Here is a 22,700-nt window from a genome sequence, read left to right on the forward strand (position 1 = left end):
CTTCGGTACGTCAGCCCTTGGCGGCCTTCTTCTCGTCGGCGTCCTGGATGACGGCCTCGGCGACCTGCTGCATCGACATCCGGCGGTCCATGGAGGTCTTCTGGATCCACCGGAACGCGGCGGGCTCGGTCAGCCCGTACTCGGTCTGGAGGACGGACTTCGCCCGGTCCACCAGCTTGCGTGTCTCCAGGCGCAGGGTGAGGTCGGCGACCTCCTTCTCCAGCTCCTTCAGCTCGGTGAACCGCGATACGGCCATCTCGATCGCCGGTACGACGTCGCTCTTGCTGAACGGCTTGACCAGGTACGCCATGGCACCGGCGTCCCGGGCCCGCTCGACGAGGTCGCGCTGCGAGAACGCGGTCAGCATCAGCACCGGAGCGATGCTCTCCTCGGCGATCTTCTCGGCCGCCGAAATGCCGTCCAGCTTCGGCATCTTCACATCGAGGATGACGAGGTCGGGCCTGTGCTCACGGGCCAGTTCGACGGCCTGCTCACCGTCTCCGGCCTCACCGACGACGGTGTACCCCTCTTCTTCGAGCATCTCTTTGAGATCGAGCCGGATCAGCGCCTCGTCCTCGGCAATGACGACACGGGTCGTCAGCGGAGGCACGTGCGACTTGTCGTCGTCGGGCGCGTCTACGGGCTGGGGCGACTCGGGGGCGGTCACGGGGGGCTCCTCGTTCAGGGGCAGGGGTGCTGCTCCCAAGAGCCTACCTAGCTACGGTATGGTGGACGCGCGGAGGGTCGGGGACAACCTTGGATTCTTCGAGCCCCGGTAGCCCAATTGGCAGCAGGCAACGGATTCAAAACCCGTACAGTGTCGGTTCGAGTCCGACCCGGGGCACTTTTCCTGCGATTCCAAGGTCACCCTCTGGGAATTCCAAGACCAATGCAAAGGGCCCCTCTCGACGAGGGGCCCTCGGTTTTTTACCGCTTCTTTCATTACTTCGGAGCGTCGTCCTCGCCGATGCGGTGGACGCGCACCATGTTCGTCGAACCGGAAACTCCGGGCGGCGATCCGGCCGTGATGACGACGGTGTCGCCCTTCTCGCAGCGGCCGTATTTCAGGAGGAGTTCGTCGACCTGGTCGACCATCGCGTCCGTGGAGTCCACGTGCGGACCGAGGAAGGTCTCCACACCCCACGTCAGATTCAGCTGGGAACGCGTGGCCGGCTCGGGCGTGAAGGCCAGCAGCGGGATCGGCGAGCGGTAGCGGGACAGGCGGCGGGCCGTGTCGCCGGACTGGGTGAAGGCAACCAGGAACTTCGCGCCCAGGAAGTCGCCGATCTCGGCGGCGGCACGGGCCACCGCGCCGCCCTGGGTGCGGGGCTTGTTGCGTTCGGTCAGGGGCGGCAGGCCCTTGGCGAGGATGTCCTCCTCGGCCGCCTCGACGATCTTCGCCATCGTCCGGACCGTCTCGATCGGGTACTTGCCGACACTGGTCTCGCCGGACAGCATCACCGCGTCCGTGCCGTCGATGACGGCGTTGGCCACGTCGCTGGCCTCGGCGCGGGTCGGGCGGGAGTTGTCGATCATCGAGTCGAGCATCTGGGTGGCGACGATGACCGGCTTGGCGTTGCGCTTGGCCAGCTTGACCGCGCGCTTCTGGACGATCGGGACCTGCTCCAGCGGCATCTCCACGCCCAGGTCACCGCGGGCGACCATGATGCCGTCGAAGGCGGCCACGATGTCGTCGATCGCCTCGACCGCCTGCGGCTTCTCCACCTTGGCGATCACCGGGAGGCGGCGGCCCTCCTCGTCCATGATGCGGTGGACGTCCTCGATGTCCCGTCCGGAGCGGACGAAGGAGAGCGCGATGACGTCGAAGCCGGTGCGCAGGGCCCAGCGCAGGTCCGCCTCGTCCTTCTCGGAGAGGGCGGGGACGGACACGGCGACACCCGGGAGGTTCAGGCCCTTGTGGTCGGAGACCATGCCGCCTTCGACGACGGTGGTGTTCACGCGCGGGCCGTCGACGGCAGTTACCTCCAGGCACACCTTGCCGTCGTCGACGAGGATGCGTTCGCCGGGGGTGACGTCGGCGGCGAGCCCGGAGTAGGTGGTGCCGCACTGCTGGCGGTCGCCCTCGGCGCCCTCCTCGACGGTGATGGTGAAGGTGTCCCCGCGTTCAAGGAGTACGGGTCCTTCGGTGAAGCGGCCGAGGCGGATCTTCGGGCCTTGAAGGTCGGCGAGAACGCCGACGCTGCGGCCGGTCTCGTCGGAGGCCTTCCGCACGCGCTGGTAGCGCTCCTCGTGATCGGCGTGGCTGCCGTGGCTGAGGTTGAATCGGGCGACGTCCATTCCGGCGTCGACCAGTGCCTTTATCTGGTCGTACGAGTCGGTGGCGGGGCCCAGGGTGCAGACGATTTTCGCTCGGCGCATGTTTCGACTCTATGACTTACCGGCGGGTAGTGAATTGGTGCCGCATGACTACTCAACAACCTTTGCGTGAAGGGCTATTGACAAGTGTTGAATTGTGCACCGGGGTGCTCCGATGAGCGTTCGAAGCACCCCTAAAGGGCTATTCACAGGTGCGGCGGCGCCATCGTGAATCGCGCATTGACCTCGGCGTGGACGTGCTGACGCTGGGGTTCGAGGTCGAGGGGGGCGGCGGCGGACTCCTCTTCGGCGGCGTAGGCCATGGAGCGCATACGGCCACCGCGGGTCTGCGGGTAGGCCGGCGGGGCGTTCTCCGCTCCGATGTCGGCGAGTTCCACCAGCGCCGCCAGGGAGGTCCCCAGCGCCTCCGCGTACTCCCGCGCGCGCTGCACGGCCTCCCGTACCGCCTGCTGCCGCGCTTCCCGGTGGGCCGGCGAGTCGGGGCGCAGGGCCCACCAGGGGCCGTCCACGCGGGTGAGCTCCAAGTCGGCGAGGCGTGTGGTGAGTTCGCCGAGCGCCGTGAAGTCCGTGAGTTCGGCCGTGATGTGGACGCGGCCGTGGTAGGCGTGGATGCGTTCGCCGCGGCCCTTGTCCTTCAGTTCGGGGCTGATGGAGAAGGCGCCGGTCTCCAGGCGCTCCACCGCGTCGCCGTAGGTCTTGATGAGGTCGAGGACGCCTGCGTTGCGGCGGGTGAGGTCGTCCAGGGCTGCGCGGCGGTCCTTGCCGCGGGAGGCCACGGTGACGCCGATGCGGGCGATCTCGGGGTCGACCTCGAGGTGGGCCTCACCGCGGACGGCGATACGGGGGGCTTCGGGGGTGCCGTAGGGGACGGCGGGCTGAAGTTCTCCTGAGGGGGCGGTCATACGTCCCACTCTGTCATCGCTTGGCCGGCTGGGAGCCCGACGGTTCACCGCTTCGGTCACCAGATCGAAACGTGCGGGGTCTGTTGCAACTCGCCATGGGCAGGTCAGAATCTACGCGCGTTGTTGACCATTCGCCCGGGAGAAGCACTCATGCCGTTGAACCGCCGTAAGTTCCTGACGAAGTCCGCCGTGACCGGAGCGGGGGTGGCGGTGGCCGGTGCGGTGAGTGCCCCGGCGGCGCAGGCCGCACAGCCGGCGACGGGGTCCCGGCCGAAGAAGCGGTACGCGCTGACGGTGATGGGCACGACCGACCTGCACGGCAACATCTTCAACTGGGACTACTTCAAGGACGCGGAGTACTCCGACGCCAAGGGCAACGCGAAGGGCCTGTCCCGGGTCTCGACGCTGGTGAACCAGGTCCGCGAGGAGAAGGGCCGCCGCAACACGCTGCTCATCGACGCGGGCGACACTATCCAGGGCACCCCGCTGACGTACTACTACGCCAAGGTCGACCCGATCACCGCCAAGGGCGGTCCGATCCACCCGATGGCGGCGGCGATGAACGCCATCGGGTACGACGCGGTGGCCCTCGGCAACCACGAGTTCAACTACGGCATCGAGACGCTGCGCAAGTTCGAGGACCAGTGCCACTTCCCGCTGCTGGGTGCGAACGCGCTGGACGCGAAGACGCTGAAGCCCGCCTTCCCTCCGTACTTCATCAAGAAGTTCCGGGTGCCGGGCGCCCCGCCGGTCAAGGTCGCGGTCCTCGGTCTGACCAACCCCGGCATCGCGATCTGGGACAAGGCGTACGTCGAGGGCAAGATGGTGTTCCCGGGTCTGGAGGAGCAGGCCGCGAAGTGGGTGCCGAAGCTGCGCTCGATGGGTGCGGACGTGGTGGTCGTGTCGGCGCACTCCGGTTCGTCGGGGACGTCGTCGTACGGTGACCAGTTGCCGTACATCGAGAACTCGGCGGCGCTGGTCGCCCAGCAGGTGCCGGGCATCGACGCGATCCTCGTCGGGCACGCGCACACGGAGATCGCGGAGCTGCTGGTCACGAACGAGAAGACCGGCAGGACCGTCGTGCTGTCCGAGCCGCTGTGCTACGCCCAGCGGCTGTCGCTGTTCGACTTCGAGCTGGTCCTCGACAAGGGCTGCTGGAAGGTCGAGTCGGTGAAGGCGACGGTGCGCGACTCGAAGACGGTCGCCGACGACCCGAAGATCACCAAGCTGCTGAAGGACGACCACGACATCGTGGTGGAGTACGTCAACCAGGTCGTCGGCTCGGCGACCGAGAAGCTGACGACGGTCGACGCCCGCTACAAGGACGCCCCGATCATCGACCTGATCACCAAGGTCCAGGAGGACGTCGTCAAGGCGGCCCTGGCGGGCACGGAGCACGCCTCGCTGCCCGTCATCGCGCAGGCCTCCCCGTTCTCGCGCACCTCGGAGATCCCGGCAGGCGACGTGACCATCCGGGACCTGTCGAGCCTGTACGTGTACGACAACACGCTGGTCGCGAAGCTGATGACGGGTGCGCAGATCAAGGCGTACCTGGAGTACTCGGCGGAGTACTTCGTGCAGACCGCCGCCGACGCGGCCGTCGACGTCGACAAGCTCACGAACGCGGGCAACCGCCCCGACTACAACTACGACTACGTGTCGGGGCTGTCGTACGACATCGACGTCGCGCAGGCGGCGGGTTCGCGGATCAAGAACCTGGCCTACAACGGTGCCGCGCTGGACGACGCCCAGAAGTTCGTGTTCGCGGTGAACAACTACCGGGCCAACGGCGGCGGCGCGTTCCCGCATGTGGCGTCGGCTCAGGAGCTGTGGTCGGAGTCGACGGAGATCCGCACCCGGATCGCGGAGTGGGTGACCGCGAAGGGCGTGCTGGACCCGAAGGACTTCGCGTCGGTGGACTGGAAGCTCACGCGGAACGGCACGCCGGTGTTCTAGCCGCGGCCTCGAAGCGGTGGGGAGCCTCAGATCCCGTCCAGGAGCGGTGTCAGCGCCTTCGGCCGACGCGCGCGCGGGATCCGGGGCTCCTGCTGTTCGAGGCCGAAGGTGGTGAACGACGTACGGGTCGGCAGCGGGTAGGTCTCCTTGCCGGTGACGGAGTTGAGGATGCTGGCGCTGCGCCAGGCCGCGAGGCCGAGGTCGGGGGTGCCGACGCCGTGGGTGTGGCGCTCGGCGTTCTGGACGTAGACGTTGCAGCCGGAGCCGGTGACGGACGGGTCCATGACCAGGCGGTACTGGTCGTCGATGCGCGGGCGTTCCCGGCTGTCGAGACGCATGTAGGGGTCGAGGCCGGCGAGGATGCGGGTGAGGGGGCGCTCGCGGTAGCCGGTGGCGAGGACGACCGCGTCGGTGGTCAGGCGTGAGCGGGTGTTCTGGTGGACGTGCTCCAGGTGGAGCTCCACCTTGGTCGTCGCGATCCGCCCCGCGGTGCGGACCTGCACACCCGGCGTGAGGACCGCGTCGGGCCAGCCGCCGTGCAGGGTGCGGCGGTAGAGCTCGTCGTGGATGGCGGCGAGGGTGTCGGCGTCGATGCCCTTGTGGAGCTGCCACTGCGAGGCGACGAGCTTGTCGCGGACCGGTTCGCCGAGGGCCTGGAAATAGCGGGTGTAGTCGGGGGTGAAGTGCTCCAGGCCGAGCTTGGAGTACTCCATGGGCGCGAAGGCCTCGGTACGGCCGAGCCAGTGCATCCGCTCGCGCCCGGTGGGGCGGCGCCGGAGCAGGTCGAGGAAGATCTCGGCGCCGGACTGCCCGGAGCCGATGACGGTGATGTGCTCGGCGGCGAGGAGCCGCTCGCGGTGTTCGAGGTAGTCGGCGGCGTGGATGACCGGAACGGCGGGCGCCTCGACGAGGGGCCTGAGCGGGTCGGGGACATCCGGTTCGGTGCCGATGCCGAGGACGATGTTCTTCGCATACGTACGGCCCAGCGCCTCGGCCTCTCCGTCGGGGGCGAGCTGGGTGAAGTCGACCTCGAAGACATCGCGTTCGGAGTTGAAGCGGACCGCGTCGACCTGATGGCCGAAGCGCAGTCCGGGGAGGTTCTCGCAGACCCAGCGGCAGTAGGCGTCGTACTCGGCGCGCTGGATGTGGAAGCGCTCGGCGAAGTAGAACGGGAAGAGCCGGTCGCGGGTCCTGAGATAGCTGAGGAACGACCACGGGCTCGCGGGGTCGGCGAGGGTCACCAGGTCCGCGAGGAACGGGACCTGGATACGGGACCCTTCGATGAGGAGGCCCGGGTGCCAGGCGAACGCGGTGCGCTGTTCGTAGAAGACGGCGTCGAGTTCGGCGAGCGGGTGGGCCAGGGCCGCGAGGGAGAGGTTGAAGGGGCCGATACCGATGCCGACGAGGTCACGGGGGGTCTCGGGGTCCCGGCTCGGCGGGTTGGGGTGCCGGTCGGCCGGGGGGTTGGTCTGCGGGGTCATCCGGGGGTGTTTCCTTCCACCAGTTTCAGGAGGGCGGCCAGGTCGTCCGGGCGCGTGTGGGGATTGAGGAGGGTCGCTTTCAGCCACAGGCGACCGTCTGTGCGGGCCCGGCCGAGGACGGCGCGGCCGTCGGTGAGGAGCGTTCGGCGTACGGCGGCGACGGCGTCGTCGGTGGCGTGTGCGGGCCGGAACAGGACCGTGCTGATGGTGGGCTGGTCGTAGACCTCGAACCCGGGGTGACCGTGGACGAGGTGGGCGAACTCCAGGGCTCTGGCGCAGACTTGCTCGACGAGCCGGCCGAGGCCGTTGCGGCCGAGGGCCTTGAGTGTGACGGCGATCTTGAGGACGTCGGGTCGGCGGCTGGTACGCAGGGACCGGCCGAGCAGGTCCGGCAGACCGGCCTCGATGTCGTCGTCGGCGTTGAGGTAGTCGGCGCGGTGGTGGAGCACGGCGAGGCCGCCCGGGTCACGGACGGCGAGGAGCCCCGCGGCGACGGGCTGCCAGCCGAGCTTGTGCAGATCGAGGGTGACGGTGTCGGCGGCGTCGAGGCCGGCGAGCCGCTCGCGGTACCGGTCGCTGAACAGCAGGCCTCCGCCGTAGGCGGCGTCGACATGCAGCCGGGCGCCGTGGGCGGCGCACAGGGCGGCGATCTCGGGGAGCGGGTCGATGAGCCCGGCGTCGGTGGTACCCGCGGTGGCCGCGACCAGGTGGGGGCCGGGCAGCTGGGTGAGGGCCTCGTCGAGTGCGGCGGGGTCGAGGACACCGGCGGGCGCGGGCACGACGACGGGGTCCGGCAGTCCGAGCAGCCAAGCGGCACGGGGCAGCGAGTGATGTGCGTTCGCCCCGTGCACCAGCCTGACTCCGGCGCCGTGCGCCTCTCGGTCGATCAGGAGGGCGAGTTGGTTGGATTCGGTGCCGCCGGTGGTGATCAGGGCGGTGGCCGCTGCCTCGGCGCCGAATACCTCCCCCGCGAGCGCCTCCGTCACCAGCGCCTCCAGCTCCGATGCGCCCGGCGCCTGGTCCCAGGAGTCCAGGGAGGGGTTGAGGGTGGACGCGGCCAGGTCGGCGGCGGTGGCGAGCGCGAGGGGTGGGCAGTGGAGGTGGGCGGTGCACAGCGGGTGCGCCGGGTCGGCGGCGGATTCGGCGAGGGCCCGGACGAGGGTGTGGAGGGCGTTGGGGTCGCCCTCGTCCGGCAGGACGTCCCCTACCGCGGTCCGCATGCGTCCGGCCACCGCGTCCGGGCCGCCCGAGGGCAGTGGCCCCCGGCGTGCGCGGGCGCCCTCGCCCAGCGCGTCGAGCACGGTGTCGAGCAACGGCCGCAGGGCATGGGGACCTTCCGGGCCTGAAGCGAGCGACGGCAGCGTGCTCATCGTGGCCTCCCGGGCGCTGGACATGAGGGACTTCCAGCTTGTACGCGGATACGCGATGACGCCCGAAAAGCCCAATGATCGGAACCCGAAAGGGGGTATTTCCGTACGGGGAACGCGTGTCGGAGGCGGCGCGTCGAGTCGGCGCAGTAAGGGGCGCCTCAGTGGCAGCTCGGGGCCCGCCTGGGGTCCGGCGGCACCTCGACGAACTGGAGGTCGCGGCCTACGGCCCGTCCGATCGCCGCGACCTGACCGGCGTTGGATATCGCCCCGGGTCCCGTGAACCGGTGGCCGGCGCCCTCGTGGCCGTCGTCGAGGAGAGCACGGCCGATGTTGCCGGTGGCGCCGGTCACCACGATCACGGGTTGCTCCAGGGCCGTGGGGACCAGCGCCGCCCTACGCCGAGGGCCTAGCCCTCCCGGCCCTCCCGCACCCGCAACGCCCGCGCCAGGTCGTCGAGGTGGTCGGCGAGCCGGCGTCGCAGCGCCGGGACCGGGTCGCCGTCACGCAGGCACTCCTCGCCCAGCCGCAGGGACTCGGCGTCGACGGCGTACGCCGGGAAGGCGTAGCGGCCGGCGGCGTCCGCGATGGCGGGGCCACGGCGGGCGGCGACGGCGACCGCGTCCTTGTAGTAGCGCGGCACGTACTGCCGCAGCAGGTCGGTCTGTTCGGGCTGCCAGAAGCCCTGGGCGGTGGCGGTGAAGAGGTAGTTGGACAAGGCGGTGGCGCCGTCGACGGCGAACATGGCGTCCCACGCCTTCGCCTTGGCCTCCTCGTCCGGCAGCGCGGCGCGGCAGCGGGCGGCGCCCTCCTGGCCGGTGGCGCTCGGGTCGCGGCCCAGTTCGGCGGCGATGGCGGCCTCGTCGACCGCGCCGAGGACGGCGAGGCGGCCCAGGACGCGCCAGCGCAGCTCGGGGTCGAGTTCGGGTCCGCCCGGCACGGTGCCGTCGGCGAGCCAGGCGGCGATGGTGTCGGGGTGGGCGGCGACGTCGATGAAGTGGCGTACGGCGATCAGGCGCAGGCCGGGGTTGTCGCCGTCCTCGGTGCGGCGGATGAGGTCGCGGCACAGGGCGGAGAGGGTGGCCAGGGCGGCGGGTCGCTCCTGAGGGGTGAGGTAGCGGTCGGCGACCTGGGTGGCGGCGAAGGCGAGGACGCCCTGGACGACGGTGAGGTCGGTCTCGCGCGGCAGGTGGGCGCGGGCGGCCTCCAGGTAGGCGCCGGCGGCCAGTTCGCCGTCCCGGACGGCGTCACGCAGGGCGTTCCACACGACCGCGCGGGTGAGCGGGTCGGGCAGGCCGGCGAGGCTGCCCCGGACGGTCTCGAAGGACCCGGCGTCGAAGCGGACCTTGGCGTAGGTCAGGTCGCCGTCGTTGAGCAGCAGCAGGGCCGGGCGCTTGCCGATGGGCTGCGGGGCGCTCTGCGGGACGTCGAGGTCGAGGCGTTCGCGCAGGGTGAGGTTGCCGCTGTTGTCGCCGTGGTCCTGGTCGTACAGACCGACGCTGAGGCGGTGCGTGCGGCTGCCGGCGTGATCGACGGTGAGGGTGTAGGTGCCGTTGTCGCCGGGGGTGACGGCCGGGGTGAGGGTGTCGACGCCGGTGGTGCGCAGCCAGGAGTCGGCCCAGGCGTGGACGTCGCGCTCGGTGGCGGAGGCCAGGGAGTCGATGAAGTCGGCGAGGGTGGCGTTGCCGAACTTGTGGCGGGCGAAGTGGGTGTTGATCCCGGTGAGGAAGTCCTTCTCGCCGAGCCAGGCCACGAGCTGACGCAGCGCGGAGGCGCCCTTGGCGTAGGAGATGCCGTCGAAGTTGAGCATGGCGGCGGCCGTGTCGTCGACGGCCTCGGGGGCCACGGGGTGGGTGGAGGGGCGCTGGTCGGCGTCGTAGCCCCAGGCCTTGCGGGCGATGCCGAAGTCGACCCAGGTGTCGGTGAAGCGGGTGGCTTCGGCGCAGATCTGGTAGCCCATGTACTCGGCGAAGGACTCGTTCAGCCAGATGTCGTCCCACCAGCGCAGGGTGACGAGGTCGCCGAACCACATGTGGGCCATCTCGTGGGCGATGACCATGGCGCGGACCAGCCGCTCGGTGTCGGTGACGGCGGAGCGGTACACGAACTCGTCGCGGAAGGTGACCAGTCCGGGGTTCTCCATGGCGCCGGCGTTGAACTCGGGGACGAACGCCTGGTCGTAGGAGTCGAAGGGGTAGGGCTCGTCGAACTTCTCGTGGAAGCGGTCGAAGCACTGCCGGGTGACCTGGAAGAGCTCGTCGGTGTCCACGTCCAGGTAGGGGGCGAGGGAGCGGCGGCAGTGCAGGCCGAAGGGCAGGCCGCGGTGCTCGGTGCGCACCGAGTGCCAGGGGCCGGCGGCGACGGCGACCAGGTAGGTGGAGATCGGCGGGGTGGTCGCGGCCTGCCAGCGGCCGGCGCCGAGGTGCTCGGTGACGCCGTTGGCGAGGACGGTCCAGCCTTCGGGAGCGGTGATGGAGAGGTCGAAGACGGCCTTCAGGTCGGGCTGGTCGAAGGCAGGGAAGACCAGCTTGCAGTCGTCCATCGCCAACTGGGTGTAGACGTAGCTCTCGCCGTCGGTGGGGTCGGTGAAGCGGTGCATGCCCTCGCCGGTGCGGGAGTAGCGCATGGCCGCGTCGACGCGCAGTTCGTGCTCACCGGCGGTGAGGTTCTTCAGGGGCAGCCGGTTGTCGTCCAGGGTCTCCGGGTCGAGGGGATGTCCGTCCAGCGTGACGGAGCGCAGCTCGGCAGGCTTGATCTCGACGAAGGTGTCCGCGTCGGCGCGCGTGGTGAACCGGATGACGGTCCGCGAGTCGAAGGTCGTGTCCCCGGTGGTCAGATCGAGTTCGATCGTGTAGCGGTGGACATCGAGAAGCTGGGCACGGGTCTGCGCTTCGTCGCGCGTCAGTACGGACATGCAGGACATGCTGCCTGATGCCGCTGACAAGGCACAGGGGTGGATCACTACGTACGCTATGTCCGGTTCCCCGCCGGGGTGTCGCGCTGCGGCGGAAGGCGGGCGTCCGGATGGGGCAGAGCCGGGCGCGGGCCGGGTTCCTCGACCTCGGCATGACCCTTGACCAGGGCGCGTAACTCCTGGACCTCCGCCACCAGTGCGCGGTGGCGCTCGTGGGCGTCGTACAGGTAGCGGACCTTGGTGCGCAGCGCCCAGGGGTCGATGGGCTTCAGCACGAGGTCGGCGACGCCGAGCCGGAAGGCGGTGGAGGTCAGCTCCTGGTCCGCACCGAAGCCGGTGAGGAGGACGACCGGTATGTGCTGGGTCTGCTCCACCCGCCGCATGTAGCGCACGACGTCCAGGCCGCTGACGCCGGGCATGCGCACGTCCAGGAGGAGGAGGCCGACCTTTCCGCGGAGCACCTGCTTGAGCGCCTCGTCACCGCTGGTGGCCCGGGCCAGCAGGTACCCCAGCGGGGCCAGGGCACTCTCCAGCGCGTACAGCGTGTCCTCGTGATCGTCGACAATGAGGATCTTGGCATCCGACGGCATGGCCCGACGTCCCTCCCGCGTGGACATCCAGGGTATGTCCGGGGCGCTGACGGGGAGTGCGCGTCAGCTGACATGCGGTGCACAGCGCAGCATGCCCCTCCCGGGCCGCCGTGTCACTCCCTCGGGGAGGGTCTGTCTGCATCCCGTCGTCCCGGCCGGGCCCAGGCCGTGTCCGCAAAGTCCCGCCTGCCCCGCGACGCCTGGCACGCTCCCCCACTCTCGGCTTCGCTCGAGCGGGAGGGGCCCCACCGCCGCACCGGGCGAAGCCCCGAGTACATCCAGTACAAAGGGCTCCGCCCGGCACGCCGAGAGCACGCACCGGACGCCGCGGGGCCCGCCCTCCGGGCGGACGACGGGACTTTGCGGACACGACCTAGGAGCGGTTCGGCGCGGACGCGGCGCCGTTGACGGTGTCCTCGGCGATGCTCTCGTGGTGCCTGATGACCTCGGCGATGATGAAGTTGAGGAACTTCTCCGCGAAGGCCGGGTCCAGCTTGGCGTTCTCGGCGAGCGTGCGCAGGCGGGCGATCTGGCGGGACTCGCGGGCCGGGTCGGCGGGCGGGAGCTGGTGCTTGGCCTTGAGGTGGCCGACCTGCTGGGTGCACTTGAAGCGCTCGGCGAGCATGTGGACGACGGCCGCGTCGATGTTGTCGATGCTGTCGCGCAGCCGGGCGAGCTCTTCACCGACGGCCGGGTCGACGTCGCTGGAAGACGTGTTGCTGGTCATGGGCGCCCAGCCTACGGGGCCCGCTCAGTTGGTCGTTCGTTCGATCACGGGTGGATCGTCGGGGTCGGGGACCTGGTTGCTCCAGCCGCCGGGGACGGTACGGCCCTGCTGGGCGCGGAAGCGGACCGGGGCCATGCCGACGCGGCGGGTGAACAGGCGGGAGAAGTAGGCGGGGTCGTCGTAGCCGACGCGGCGGGCGACGGCGGCGACGGGCAGTTCGGTGGCGGCGAGCAGTTCCTTGGCGCGGCCCAGGCGGATGCCGAGCAGATAGTCCTTGGGGCTGCACCCGGCGCCGCGCCGCACGGCGGTGCGCAGTTCGGCGAGGGTCATGCCGTGCCGGGCGGCGTGGTCGGCGACCGTCAGCGGCAGGCACGCGTCGCGGGCGAGGGCCTTGAGGACCTGTTCGCCGTCGGGGGCGAGGTCGGCGCGGGCGCGGCGCAGGGCGACGAGGAGCTCGTGGACGGCGGCGCCGGTCTCCACCTCCAGCAGGGGGTTGTCGCGGCGGGCGGCGCGGGCGATGCGCCCGATGACGGCACGTGGGCCGGCGGCGTCGGACAGCGGCACGACGGGCCGGCCGGGTTCGATGTAGCCGAGTTCGGTGTACGTCGGTGCGGCGAGCCCGGTGAAGTCGACGAAGCCCTCGTCCCAGCCGGTGCCGGGGTCGGGCGCGTAGTGGTGCGGCACGCCGGGGGTCAGCCACAGCAGCGCGGGCGCGGTGACGGTCGTACGGCGGCCGTCGGGGGCGGCGTACCAGCCGCTGCCGGTACTGATCACGACGGCGACATGATGGTCCAGGACCCTCGGTCCGACGGTCGGCAGGGCGCCGTACTGGAGACCCACGCCGAGGCAGGCGAGGCCGAGGCGGTGGTGGGCGGGGCCGGGCGTGAAGAAACGCATCCAGGTGTGATACATCCGCGTGCCTCCCGTCCGCTCCTTCGGTCCAAGCAGCGCTGATCTTTGTCCATGGACCCTGACCTGCGCCAGAGGCGAGGGTGGGCGCATGAGCGAGTTCACGGTGGGGGACGAAGACTTCCTGCTGGACGGGCGGCCGGTGCGGCTGCTGTCCGGCGCGCTGCACTATTTCCGGGTGCACGAGGCACAGTGGGGGCACCGGCTGTCGATGCTGCGGGCGATGGGCCTCAACTGCGTGGAGACGTACGTGCCGTGGAACCTGCACGAGCCGCAGCCGGGCCGGCATCGGGACGTGCAGGCGCTCGGCCGGTTCCTGGACGCGGTCCGGGAGGCGGGGCTGTGGGCGATCGTCCGGCCGGGGCCGTACATCTGCGCCGAGTGGGAGAACGGCGGGCTGCCGTACTGGCTGACGGCCGAGGCGGGCGCACGCGCGCGTACCCGTGACGAGCGCTACTTGGGACACGTCGCGAACTGGTTCCGGCACCTCCTGCCCGAGATCGTGCCCCGGCAGCTCGATCGCGGTGGCCCGGTGATCATGGTGCAGGTCGAGAACGAGTACGGCAGTTACGGTTCCGACGCGGTCTACTTGCGGTGGCTGGCCGACCTGCTGCGCACCGAGGGCGTCACGGCTGCGCTCTTCACCTCGGACGGCCCCGAGGACCACATGCTCTCCGGCGGCTCGGTCCCGGGGGTCCTGGCGACGGTGAACTTCGGCTCCCACGCGCGCACGGCGTTCGAGACGCTGCGCCGGCACCGCCCCGAGGGTCCGCTGATGTGCATGGAGTTCTGGTGCGGCTGGTTCGACCACTGGGGCGGCGAGCACGTCGTACGGGACCCCGGGGACGCGGCGGCTGCCCTGCGGGAGATCCTGGAGTGCGGGGCGTCGGTGAACCTGTACATGGCGCACGGCGGCACGAGCTTCGCCGGCTGGGCGGGTGCCAACCGGGGTGGCGGCGCGCTGCACGACGGTCCGCTGGAGCCCGATGTGACGTCGTACGACTACGACGCCCCCATCGACGAGTACGGCCGCCCCACGGAGAAGTTCTGGGCCTTCCGGAAGATCCTCGCCGAGCACGCCGACGGCCCCCTGCCCGAAGTCCCGCCCGCGCCCGCGCCGTTGGGTGCGCCGGCCGAGGCGGTCCTGACCGACTGGGCGCCGCTGGGCGACGTGCTGGAGACGCTGGGCGGCACGGAGACGTCCGGTCCTGTCCCGCCCTCCTTCGAGGAACTGGGCGTCGAGCGGGGCCTGGTGCGCTACGAGGTGACGGTGCCGGGGCCGCGGCAGCCGTATCCGCTGACGGTGCGCGGGCTGCGGGACCTCGCCGTGGTGTACGTCGACGGGGAGCGGGCCGGGGTGCTCACGGAGGACGACGCCTGCCTCGAGGAGCCTGTCGCGGGGCACGCGCGCGTGGAGCTGTGGGTGGAGTCCCTGGGGCGGGTCAACTACGGGCCGCGGCTGGGCGAGCCCAAGGGAATCACCGGGGGCGTCCTGCACGAGCGGCAGTATCTGCACGACGTACGCGCGCGTGGGCTGCGGATGGAGGCGCTGGACGAGATCGGGAGGGTCCGGGCGGTGCCGTCACGGGAACTGCCCGGGGACGGTGCCCCGGGGCTGTACCGGGGCACCGTCATGGTGCGGGGCGCCGGTGACGCCCGTCTGGAGCTGCCGGGCCGGACCCGCGGGTTCGTGTGGATCAACGGCTTCAACCTCGGCCGTTACTGGTCCACCGGCCCCCAGTGCTCGCTGTACGTCCCTGGGCCCGTCCTGCGGGAGGGCGGCAACGACGTGTGGCTGCTGGAGCTCGAGGGGACGGCCCGGTCCGGCGAGGCGCAGGCCCCGGTCCTCCGGGCCGTCTGACACACGCAGGTGCCTCGGCTGCCTACAGCGCGCCCGCCGCGCGGGCGATGTCCTTCGCGAAGTGGCTGACCTCGGTGTAGATGCCGGGCACACCGGGGCGGGCGCAACCGTCGCCCCAGCTCACAATGCCGACCTGGATCCACTTGCCCGCGTCGTCCTTGCGGAACATGGGACCGCCGGAGTCGCCCTGGCAGGTGTCGACGGCGCCGCGCTGATAGCCGGCGCACAGTTCCTCCTTCGACACCAGCCGGTTTCCGTAGTGGCGCTTGCACACGCGGTCGGCGACGAAGGGAACGGTCGCCTTACGGAGCTTGGTCGTGCCCGTGTTGGCTCCCTCCTTGGTGTCGCCCCAGCCGGCGATCGTGAACATGCCGCGGTTGTAGCGGTCCGTGGTGGCGATCTTCAGCGTCGGCTTGTCGATGGGCCGGGCGAGCTTGATCAGCGCCCAGTCCTTGCCGTTGCCGTCGTAGCCCGGGGCCACCTTGACCTTGGTCGACTTGACCTTGATCGCGGAGGCGGAGTTGAGGTCGTTGACACCCGCGGTGACGGTGATGCTGGTGTTGTTGCCGGAGCCGGGCACGCAGTGGGCCGCGGTCAGGACGACGTCCTTCTTGTAGAGCGCCCCGCCGCAACCCATTGAGAGATGGACCATGAACGGGAACTCATTCTGGGCGGCGGGCGTTCCACCGACGATGCGGGTGGACGCGGCCTGCGCGCTGAGGGGCTGGAGGGAGGCGACCGCGAGCGCGACGGCGGCCACCGCCGCGGCCCGCTTCGCCAGGGTTATGCCGGTTCTCTTCGGCGAGCTGTGGGTCAACATACGTCCTTTCATGGCGTGTTGAGCGGCCCGCAGTATGAAGATCGGGTGGCATACCTGGCAAGGACGGATCTCACGCTCCGGACGTGGAACCCCACCAGGGAAAATCCCCTCACATCCCCGTAGAGTGGAATCGGGTTCACGGCGTCTTGGGGGTACGGGCGTGGCGAACGGCGGACCGGTCCAGCACGGCTTCCCGCACCTGGAGACGGTGCGGGCCTCGATCACCGCGCTCTACAGGCGGCTTTCCCACGACACCGTCCAGACGTTCGGGACCAGTGTGCTGCCGGCCGACGTGGCATTCTGCGACACGGACGATCTGTATCTGGGTGCGCAGCGGGTGGCCCGCGAACTGGTGCGGCACTACCGCCTGCCGGACGCCCGACTGATCGTCAGCTTCCGGGAGATGACCCACGCGGCAAGCGTCGAACTCACCGCCGGGCCCGAGTACTTCATCGAGCTGAACGACCGCTTCCGCACCCATCGCCGGGACATCGGCGCGGCCCTGGCCCATGAGGTGATGCACGTGTACCTGCATCGCCTCGGGCTGACCTTCCCCGGCACGCGCGACAACGAAATCCTCACGGACACGGCGACGACCTATCTGGGCGCGGGCTGGCTGCTTCTCGACGCGTACCGGGAGGACTCGGCGTCCTCGCAGAAGCTGGGGTATCTGACGCCGGAGGAGTTCGGGTACGTGCTCGCCAAGCGGGCGCTGGTCTTCGCCGAGGATCCGTCGGTGTGGTTCACGAGTCCGCAGGCATACACGGCGTACGTGAAGGGCATGGCCGAGGCCCGCCGTGACGAGCAGCAGCCTCCGCTGACGGCGGCCGGGTGGGCGGGGCGCCGCCGCTACGCCCGCGATCGGCGTCACGCCCAGGACCATCACGGGGCCGGGCCGGGGGCGGGCGCGCCGTACGCGTTCACGCCGGACGGGCGGGGGCCGCTGCGGGTGTCGTTCCCCTGTCCCACGTGTCAGCAGCGGATTCGGGTGCCGGTGCGGGGGAGGGTTCGGGCGCGGTGCGGGTTGTGCCGGAGGGTATTGGAGTGCGACACGTAGCGCTTCGCCCCGTCCGGAGGGCGATGCAACCTCACGCCCCGTACACCGCCCCCGGCACCCCCGCCTCCCCCAACAGTTTCACCGCCGCCTCCCCCGCCTCCTGCGGAGTCCACCGCGCCCCCTTGTCCGCCGTCGGCCCCGCCCGCCACCCCTCCATCACCGTGATCCGCCCGCCCTCCACCTCGAGGACCCGCCCCGTCACGCCGTCACTCGCGGCCGAACCCAGCCAGACCACCAGCGGGGAGACGTTCTCCGGCGCCATGGCGTCGAAGCCGTCCTCGGGGGCCGTCATCGTCTCGGCGAAGGCACGCTCCGTCATCCTCGTCCGCGCCGCCGGGGCGATGGCGTTGACCTGGACGCCGTAGCGGGCGAACTCGGCGGCCGCGACCAGGGTCAGCCCGACGATTCCGGCCTTCGCGGCGCTGTAGTTGCCCTGCCCGAGCGAGCCCAGCAACCCCGCCCCACTGCTCGTGTTGACGACCCGGGCGACAGGGGCACGGCCCGCCTTCGCCTCCGCCCGCCAGTGCGCGGCCGCGTGCTTCAGAGGCAGGAAGTGGCCCTTGAGGTGGACCCGTACGACGGCGTCCCAGTCGTCCTCGTCAAGGTTGACCAGCATCCGGTCACGCAGGAACCCGGCGTTGTTGACGAGCGTGTCGAGCCGCCCGTACGTCTCCAGCGCGGCCGCCACCAGCGAGGACGCTCCGGCAGCGGTCGCCACGTCACCCCCGTGCGCAACGGCCTCGCCTCCGGCCGCGCGGATCTCGTCGACCACATGCCGGGCGGGGCTGTCGGCGGCCGGGGTGCCGTTGAGGCCGACACCGAGGTCGTTGACGACGACCCTCGCTCCCTCGGCTGCGAACGCGAGCGCATGCGCGCGCCCGAGCCCACGCCCCCCACCCGTCACGACGACGACCCGCCCTTCACACATCCGGCTCATGTCATGCCTCCTTGTTGACCGTCGCGGCATCCAGGAACACCGGCCGCTCGCCCCCGCCGTGCACCAGCAGGCTCGCCCCGCTGATGTAGGCGGCGGCGTCGGAGGCGAGGAAGGCCGCGGCCGCGCCGACGTCGGACGGTTCGGCGAGGCGGCCGAGCGGGACGGTGCGGGAGACGCCGTCGATGCCGTCCTCGCCGCCGTAATGGAGGTGGGACTGCTCCGTGCGGACCATGCCGACGACCAGCGTGTTGACCCGCACCTCCGGCGCCCACTCCACCGCCATCGAGCGGGCCAGGCTCTCCAGCCCGGCCTTGGCGGCCCCGTAGGCCGCCGACCCGGGCGACGGACGTCCGCCGCTGACGCTGCCGATCATCACCACCGAGCCCCGCGCGCGCTTCAGATGCTCGTACGCCGCCAGGGACGCCGTCAGCGGCGCGACGAGATTCAGCTCGATCACGCGCGCGTGCCGGGCGGCATCCGCGTCCGTCAACCGCCGGTACGGCGTGCCACCCGCGTTGTTGACCAGGACGTCGAGGCGGGGCAGGGCCGCGAAGAAGGTCCGTACGGCTTCCGGGTCGCGCAGGTCCAGCGGCCTGAACCCGGCTCCCGCCAGCGGGACTTCGGGTGGTCTCCGCGCGCAGACGACGACGTCCGCGCCGGCCGCCACGAACGCCTTCGCAATCCCGGCGCCGACACCGCGCGTACCGCCGGTGACGACCACGACCTTCCCGTCCAGCCCCATTCCCGGCTACCCTTCACCTAACAAACGTTTGGTGGAAAGGTAGCTGATGCGGCCATGAGTGTCTCCACCTCGTCTCCGGAAAAGGGGGCGGACAAGAATGGAATCGCCGTCGTCACGGTCGACTTCCCACCGGTGAACGCCCTGCCGGTGGACGGCTGGTTCGCCCTGGCCGACGCCGTGCGGGCGGCCGGCCGTGATCCGGAGATCCGGTGTGTCGTGCTCACGGCCGAGGGGCGCGGGTTCAACGCGGGCGTGGACATCAAGGAGATACAGGCAGACGGGCACCGTGCCCTCATCGGCGCCAACCACGCCTGCGCGCAGGCCTTCGGCGCCGTGTACGACTGCGAGGTGCCCGTCGTGGCGGCGGTGCACGGCTTCTGCCTCGGCGGCGGCATCGGCCTGGTGGGCAACGCGGACGCGATCGTGGCGAGCGAGGACGCCTTCTTCGGGCTGCCCGAGCTGGACCGGGGAGCACTGGGCGCGGCCACGCATCTGGCCCGGCTGGTCCCCCAGCACCTCATGCGGGCGCTGTACTACACCTCGCGCACGGCGACCGCAGCCGAGCTGCACGCGCACGGCTCGGTGTGGCGGGTCGTACCGCGCGCGGAACTGCACACCGCCGCCCTGGAGTTGGCCGGCGAGATCGCCGCGAAGGACGGGCAGCTGCTGCGCCTGGCCAAGGCCGCCATGAACGGCATCGACCCCGTCGACGTGCACCGCAGCTACCGCTTCGAGCAGGGATTCACCTTCGAGGCCAACCTCAGCGGGGTGGCCGACCGGGTCCGTGACACCTTCGGAGAGAAGGGTGCGTAGGTGAGTGACAAGACGATGACCGCCGACGAGGTCGCCTCGAGGCTGTGCAGCGGCATGACCCTCGGCATCGGCGGCTGGGGCTCGCGCCGCAAGCCGATGGCCCTGGTCAGGGCCCTGCTCCGGTCCGACATCACCGACCTCACCGTCGTCTCGTACGGCGGTCCTGACGCGGGCATGCTGGCCGCGGCCGGGCGGGTGCGGAAGCTGGTCGCGGCGTTCGTCACCCTCGACTCGATCCCCCTCGAACCGCACTACCGGGCGGCCCGCGAGCGCGGCGCCCTCGAGCTGACGGAGATCGACGAGGCCATGTTCATGTGGGGACTGCACGCGGCGGCGAACCGGCTGCCGTTCCTGCCGGTGCGGGCCGGGATCGGTTCGGACGTGATGCGGGTCAACCCCGGCCTGCGGACGGTGACCTCGCCGTACGACGACGGGGAGACGTTCGTCGCCATGCCCGCGCTGCGCCTGGACGCGGCCCTGGTCCATGTGAACCGCGCCGACCGGCAGGGCAACGGTCAGTATCTGGGCCCCGACCCGTACTTCGACGACCTGTTCTGCGCGGCGGCGGACGAGGCGTACGTCTCCTGCGAACGGGTCGTCGACACGGCCGAGCTGACGAAGGAGGCGGCACCGCAGTCGCTGCTGATCAAGCGGCACACGGTGACGGGCGTGGTCGAGGCCCCGAACGGCGCGCACTTCACGTCCTGCGCCCCCGACTACGGCCGGGACGAGGCCTTCCAGAAGACGTACGCGACCACCCCCTGGCCGGAGTTCGCGGCACGCTTCCTGGGCGGGGACGAGCAGGCGTACCAGGCTGCGGCCAAGGAGGGGTCATGAGTCAACCCGGGGTCACCAGTCAGGCCGTGGGCCGGGCCACCCGCGCCGAGTACTGCGTGATCGCCTGCGCCGAGGCCTGGCGCGACGCCGGTGAGATCCTGGCGAGCCCGATGGGTCTCATCCCGTCCGTGGGGGCCCGGCTGGCCCGGCTCACGTTCGCACCGGACCTGCTGCTGACCGACGGCGAGGCGATGCTCGTCCGCCCGGACGGCACGACCGAGGGCTGGCTGCCGTACCGGCAGCACCTGGCGCTGGTCAGCGGTGGCCGGCGGCACGTGATGATGGGTGCGAGCCAGATCGACCGCTTCGGCAACCAGAACATCTCGTGCATCGGCGACTGGGAGCACCCGAAACGGCAGTTGCTGGGGATGCGGGGCGCACCCGTCAACACCCTCAACAATCCGACCAGTTACTGGATCCCCAGGCACTCACGGCGGGTCTTCGTCGAGAAGGTCGACATGGTCTGCGGAGTCGGCTACGACCACGCGGGCGACGCCCGGTACCACCGCATCCCCCGGGTCGTCTCCGACCTCGGCGTCTTCGACTTCGCCACGCCGGACCACTCGATGCGGCCGGCCTCGCTGCATCCGGGAGTCACGCCCGCGCAGGTCAGGGAGGCCACCGGTTTCGACCTGGCCGTCCCCGACGACGGACCGACGACCCGCGAGCCCACCGCCGAGGAGCTGCGGCTCATCCGCGAGGTGATCGACCCGGAGAACACCCGCGCCAGGGAGGTCGGTGAGTGATGGAGACACCGCTGACCCGGCTCGTCGGCGTCCGCCACCCCATCGTGCAGACGGGGATGGGCTGGGTGGCGGGCCCCCGGCTGGTCTCGGCGACGGCGAACGCGGGCGCGCTGGGCATCCTGGCCTCCGCGACGATGACCGTCGACCGGCTGCGTGAGGCGATACGCGAGGTCAAGTCCCGTACGGACGCGCCGTTCGGCGTGAACCTGCGGGCGGACGCCGCGGACGCCGGCGACCGGGTCGGCGTCATGATCGAGGAGGGAGTGCGCGTCGCCTCGTTCGCCCTCGCGCCGTCGCGTGAGCTGATCGCCGGGCTCAAGGACGCGGGCGTGGTCGTCGTGCCCTCGATCGGTGCCCGGCGGCATGCCGAGAAGGTCGCGGCGTGGGGCGCGGACGCGGTGATCGTGCAGGGCGGGGAGGGCGGCGGACACACCGGCGAGGTGGCGACGACGGTGCTGCTGCCGCAGGTGGTCGACGCCGTGGACATACCGGTGGTGGCGGCGGGCGGTTTCCACGACGGCCGGGGCCTGGTCGCCGCGCTGGCCTATGGAGCGGCGGGCATCGCCATGGGCACCCGGTTCCTGCTGACCTCGGACTCGACGGTGCCGGACGCGGTGAAGGCGCGGTATCTGGCGGCGACGGTCCGGGACGTCACGGTCACACGGGCGGTCGACGGCCTGCCCCACCGGATGCTGCGTACGGAGCTGGTGGCCGAGTTGGAGAACGCCGGACGGACGAGGGCGCTGGTCCATGCCCTGCGGCGGGCGGCGGGCTTCCGGCGGCTGTCCGGACTGACCTGGCGGCAACTGGTCCGCGACGGCCTCTCCCTGCGGCACGGCAAGGACCTCACATGGAGCCAGGTCCTGCTCGCCGCCAACACCCCCATGCTGCTCAAGTCGGCCATGGTGGACGGCCGTACGGATCTGGGAGTGATGGCGTCCGGGCAGGTCGCCGGAGTCATCGACGACCTGCCGTCGTGTGCGGAACTGGTGGAGCGGATCATGGCCCAGGCCGCGCAAACCATGAGCGGACTGTCCGTGGGCGGTGCTTCAATGCCCGCATGACGGAGACGATCAAGGAGCCCTGGGGGCTCAGTGTTTTTGGTGCGGGCAGTGTGCGGGCGGAGCCGCAGCTGGTGCGGGTGAAGCTGGGGGTGGAGGTGCTGGAGCCCGCCCCCGACCGGGCGTTCCACGAGGCCGGCACGGCTGTGACAAGGCTGCGCGAGGTGGTGCGCCGGCACGGGATACCGGATTCCTCGGTCTCCGGCTCCCGGCTCAGGCTCAGTTCGGAGTACGGCCATGCCAACGGCACGCGGAAGTTCCTCGGCTACCTCTGCCAGGCTCAGTACGTCGTCGGGACCGAGGCGCTGGACGACCTGCAGCAGCTCATCGTGGACGCGGTGGATGCCGGCGCCCGCAGCATCGACGGCGTCGAGTTCGACGTGCACGACAAGCCCGCGCTGCGGGACGAGGCGCGCCGCCGGGCGGTGGCGGCCGCCCGGCGCAAGGCCGAGGTCTACACGGAGGCCGCCGGCGTGCCCCTCGGCACGGTGGTGCACATCCAGGACGTGGACTCCGAGTCGTACGAGTTCCGCCAGTACCGCGGGCACGGCGGCGGTGGCGGCAGCTCCGCCGGCGACCTCGCTCCGGGGATGGTGGAGGTGTCCGCGGGCGTGGTGCTGGGCTTCTCACTCGGCCGCTGACG

The 22,700-nt window shown here is 70.9% G+C and carries 21 protein-coding genes and 1 tRNA gene; 9 read left to right on the plus strand and 13 right to left on the minus strand.

Annotated elements, in window-relative coordinates; translation table 11 throughout:
• Nucleotides 1–10: 10 nt before the first annotated feature.
• On the minus strand, nucleotides 11–667 hold the full coding sequence (locus ACZ7M7_RS01435; protein WP_269644518.1) for an ANTAR domain-containing response regulator: 657 nt from the start codon (nucleotides 665–667) through the stop codon (nucleotides 11–13).
• Between the two features lie 102 nt (nucleotides 668–769).
• Between ACZ7M7_RS01435 and ACZ7M7_RS01440 the strand changes: the two genes are divergently transcribed.
• A tRNA-Leu gene (locus ACZ7M7_RS01440) sits at nucleotides 770–844 on the plus strand.
• Between the two features lie 98 nt (nucleotides 845–942).
• Here ACZ7M7_RS01440 and pyk read toward each other — a convergent pair.
• Together pyk and ACZ7M7_RS01450 are read right to left on the minus strand one after the other, a co-directional pair.
• Nucleotides 943–2,379, minus strand: a complete 1,437-nt coding sequence (gene pyk, locus ACZ7M7_RS01445; RefSeq protein ID WP_472111689.1) for a pyruvate kinase — start codon at nucleotides 2,377–2,379, stop codon at nucleotides 943–945.
• A gap of 143 nt (nucleotides 2,380–2,522) precedes the next feature.
• Complete coding sequence (locus ACZ7M7_RS01450) at nucleotides 2,523–3,239, minus strand: SIMPL domain-containing protein (protein WP_383596833.1); 717 nt, start codon at nucleotides 3,237–3,239, stop codon at nucleotides 2,523–2,525.
• Nucleotides 3,240–3,389: 150 nt separating this feature from the next.
• Between ACZ7M7_RS01450 and ACZ7M7_RS01455 the strand changes: the two genes are divergently transcribed.
• Nucleotides 3,390–5,195: a bifunctional metallophosphatase/5'-nucleotidase gene (locus ACZ7M7_RS01455; RefSeq protein WP_472111692.1), complete on the plus strand. Its 1,806-nt coding sequence runs from the start codon at nucleotides 3,390–3,392 to the stop codon at nucleotides 5,193–5,195.
• Nucleotides 5,196–5,221: 26 nt separating this feature from the next.
• Here ACZ7M7_RS01455 and ACZ7M7_RS01460 read toward each other — a convergent pair whose 3' ends face one another.
• The 7 genes from ACZ7M7_RS01460 to ACZ7M7_RS01490 form a co-directional block, all read right to left on the minus strand.
• Nucleotides 5,222–6,676, minus strand: a complete 1,455-nt coding sequence (locus ACZ7M7_RS01460) for a lysine N(6)-hydroxylase/L-ornithine N(5)-oxygenase family protein (RefSeq protein ID WP_383596828.1) — start codon at nucleotides 6,674–6,676, stop codon at nucleotides 5,222–5,224.
• Nucleotides 6,673–8,046 carry a pyridoxal phosphate-dependent decarboxylase family protein gene (locus ACZ7M7_RS01465; protein WP_472111695.1) on the minus strand — a complete coding sequence of 458 codons (1,374 nt, stop codon included), beginning with the start codon at nucleotides 8,044–8,046 and terminating at the stop codon, nucleotides 6,673–6,675. Before ACZ7M7_RS01465 ends, ACZ7M7_RS01460 begins: the two co-directional genes overlap by 4 nt.
• A 158-nt stretch (nucleotides 8,047–8,204) precedes the next feature.
• The gene (locus ACZ7M7_RS01470; RefSeq protein ID WP_472111698.1) at nucleotides 8,205–8,405 is read right to left on the minus strand and encodes a hypothetical protein; all 201 of its coding nucleotides are present in this window, start codon (nucleotides 8,403–8,405) and stop codon (nucleotides 8,205–8,207) included.
• A gap of 47 nt (nucleotides 8,406–8,452) precedes the next feature.
• Nucleotides 8,453–10,957, minus strand: a complete 2,505-nt coding sequence (gene pepN, locus ACZ7M7_RS01475) for an aminopeptidase N (RefSeq protein WP_472111701.1) — start codon at nucleotides 10,955–10,957, stop codon at nucleotides 8,453–8,455.
• A 56-nt stretch (nucleotides 10,958–11,013) separates the two neighbouring features.
• Nucleotides 11,014–11,547, minus strand: a complete 534-nt coding sequence (locus ACZ7M7_RS01480; protein WP_472111704.1) for a response regulator — start codon at nucleotides 11,545–11,547, stop codon at nucleotides 11,014–11,016.
• A gap of 373 nt (nucleotides 11,548–11,920) precedes the next feature.
• Nucleotides 11,921–12,274 carry a chorismate mutase gene (locus tag ACZ7M7_RS01485; protein WP_383623764.1) on the minus strand — a complete coding sequence of 118 codons (354 nt, stop codon included), beginning with the start codon at nucleotides 12,272–12,274 and terminating at the stop codon, nucleotides 11,921–11,923.
• A 24-nt stretch (nucleotides 12,275–12,298) separates the two neighbouring features.
• Nucleotides 12,299–13,186 carry a helix-turn-helix domain-containing protein gene (locus ACZ7M7_RS01490; RefSeq protein ID WP_472111707.1) on the minus strand — a complete coding sequence of 296 codons (888 nt, stop codon included), beginning with the start codon at nucleotides 13,184–13,186 and terminating at the stop codon, nucleotides 12,299–12,301.
• A gap of 88 nt (nucleotides 13,187–13,274) precedes the next feature.
• On the opposite strand from ACZ7M7_RS01490, the gene ACZ7M7_RS01495 reads away from it, so the two are divergent.
• Nucleotides 13,275–15,044 (plus strand): glycoside hydrolase family 35 protein, encoded by a 1,770-nt coding sequence (locus ACZ7M7_RS01495; protein ID WP_472111709.1) that lies wholly within the window; start codon nucleotides 13,275–13,277, stop codon nucleotides 15,042–15,044.
• 22 nt (nucleotides 15,045–15,066) lie between these two features.
• On the opposite strand, the gene ACZ7M7_RS01500 is transcribed toward ACZ7M7_RS01495, so the two are convergent.
• A complete protein-coding gene (locus ACZ7M7_RS01500; RefSeq protein WP_383596805.1) occupies nucleotides 15,067–15,864 on the minus strand; it encodes a S1 family peptidase in 798 nt (265 codons plus the stop codon).
• A 160-nt stretch (nucleotides 15,865–16,024) separates the two neighbouring features.
• Between ACZ7M7_RS01500 and ACZ7M7_RS01505 the strand changes: the two genes are divergently transcribed.
• Nucleotides 16,025–16,921 carry a hypothetical protein gene (locus ACZ7M7_RS01505; RefSeq protein ID WP_472111712.1) on the plus strand — a complete coding sequence of 299 codons (897 nt, stop codon included), beginning with the start codon at nucleotides 16,025–16,027 and terminating at the stop codon, nucleotides 16,919–16,921.
• A 31-nt stretch (nucleotides 16,922–16,952) separates the two neighbouring features.
• Here ACZ7M7_RS01505 and ACZ7M7_RS01510 read toward each other — a convergent pair whose 3' ends face one another.
• Together ACZ7M7_RS01510 and ACZ7M7_RS01515 are read right to left on the minus strand one after the other, a co-directional pair.
• Nucleotides 16,953–17,858 carry an SDR family oxidoreductase gene (locus ACZ7M7_RS01510; RefSeq protein WP_472111715.1) on the minus strand — a complete coding sequence of 302 codons (906 nt, stop codon included), beginning with the start codon at nucleotides 17,856–17,858 and terminating at the stop codon, nucleotides 16,953–16,955.
• Between the two features lies 1 nt (nucleotide 17,859).
• On the minus strand, nucleotides 17,860–18,600 hold the full coding sequence (locus ACZ7M7_RS01515; RefSeq protein WP_472111717.1) for an SDR family oxidoreductase: 741 nt from the start codon (nucleotides 18,598–18,600) through the stop codon (nucleotides 17,860–17,862).
• A 54-nt stretch (nucleotides 18,601–18,654) separates the two neighbouring features.
• Between ACZ7M7_RS01515 and ACZ7M7_RS01520 the strand changes: the two genes are divergently transcribed.
• The 5 genes from ACZ7M7_RS01520 to ACZ7M7_RS01540 are packed head-to-tail and all read left to right on the plus strand — an operon-like array spanning nucleotide 18,655 to nucleotide 22,698.
• Nucleotides 18,655–19,413, plus strand: coding sequence for an enoyl-CoA hydratase family protein (locus tag ACZ7M7_RS01520; protein WP_472111720.1), 759 nt, complete (start codon nucleotides 18,655–18,657; stop codon nucleotides 19,411–19,413).
• Nucleotides 19,414–20,250: a CoA transferase subunit A gene (locus ACZ7M7_RS01525; RefSeq protein WP_472111723.1), complete on the plus strand. Its 837-nt coding sequence runs from the start codon at nucleotides 19,414–19,416 to the stop codon at nucleotides 20,248–20,250. It begins immediately after the preceding gene.
• Nucleotides 20,247–20,996: a CoA-transferase subunit beta gene (locus tag ACZ7M7_RS01530; RefSeq protein ID WP_472111726.1), complete on the plus strand. Its 750-nt coding sequence runs from the start codon at nucleotides 20,247–20,249 to the stop codon at nucleotides 20,994–20,996. The genes ACZ7M7_RS01525 and ACZ7M7_RS01530 overlap by 4 nt, the downstream gene beginning before the upstream one ends.
• Entirely contained in the window at nucleotides 20,996–22,060 is a 1,065-nt protein-coding gene (locus ACZ7M7_RS01535; protein WP_383623784.1) for an NAD(P)H-dependent flavin oxidoreductase, read from the plus strand. The genes ACZ7M7_RS01530 and ACZ7M7_RS01535 overlap by 1 nt, the downstream gene beginning before the upstream one ends.
• Nucleotides 22,057–22,698: an SIMPL domain-containing protein gene (locus ACZ7M7_RS01540; protein ID WP_383596786.1), complete on the plus strand. Its 642-nt coding sequence runs from the start codon at nucleotides 22,057–22,059 to the stop codon at nucleotides 22,696–22,698. The genes ACZ7M7_RS01535 and ACZ7M7_RS01540 overlap by 4 nt, the downstream gene beginning before the upstream one ends.
• Nucleotides 22,699–22,700: the final 2 nt, after the last annotated feature.

The organism is Streptomyces sp. NPDC111606, assembly GCF_055656945.1.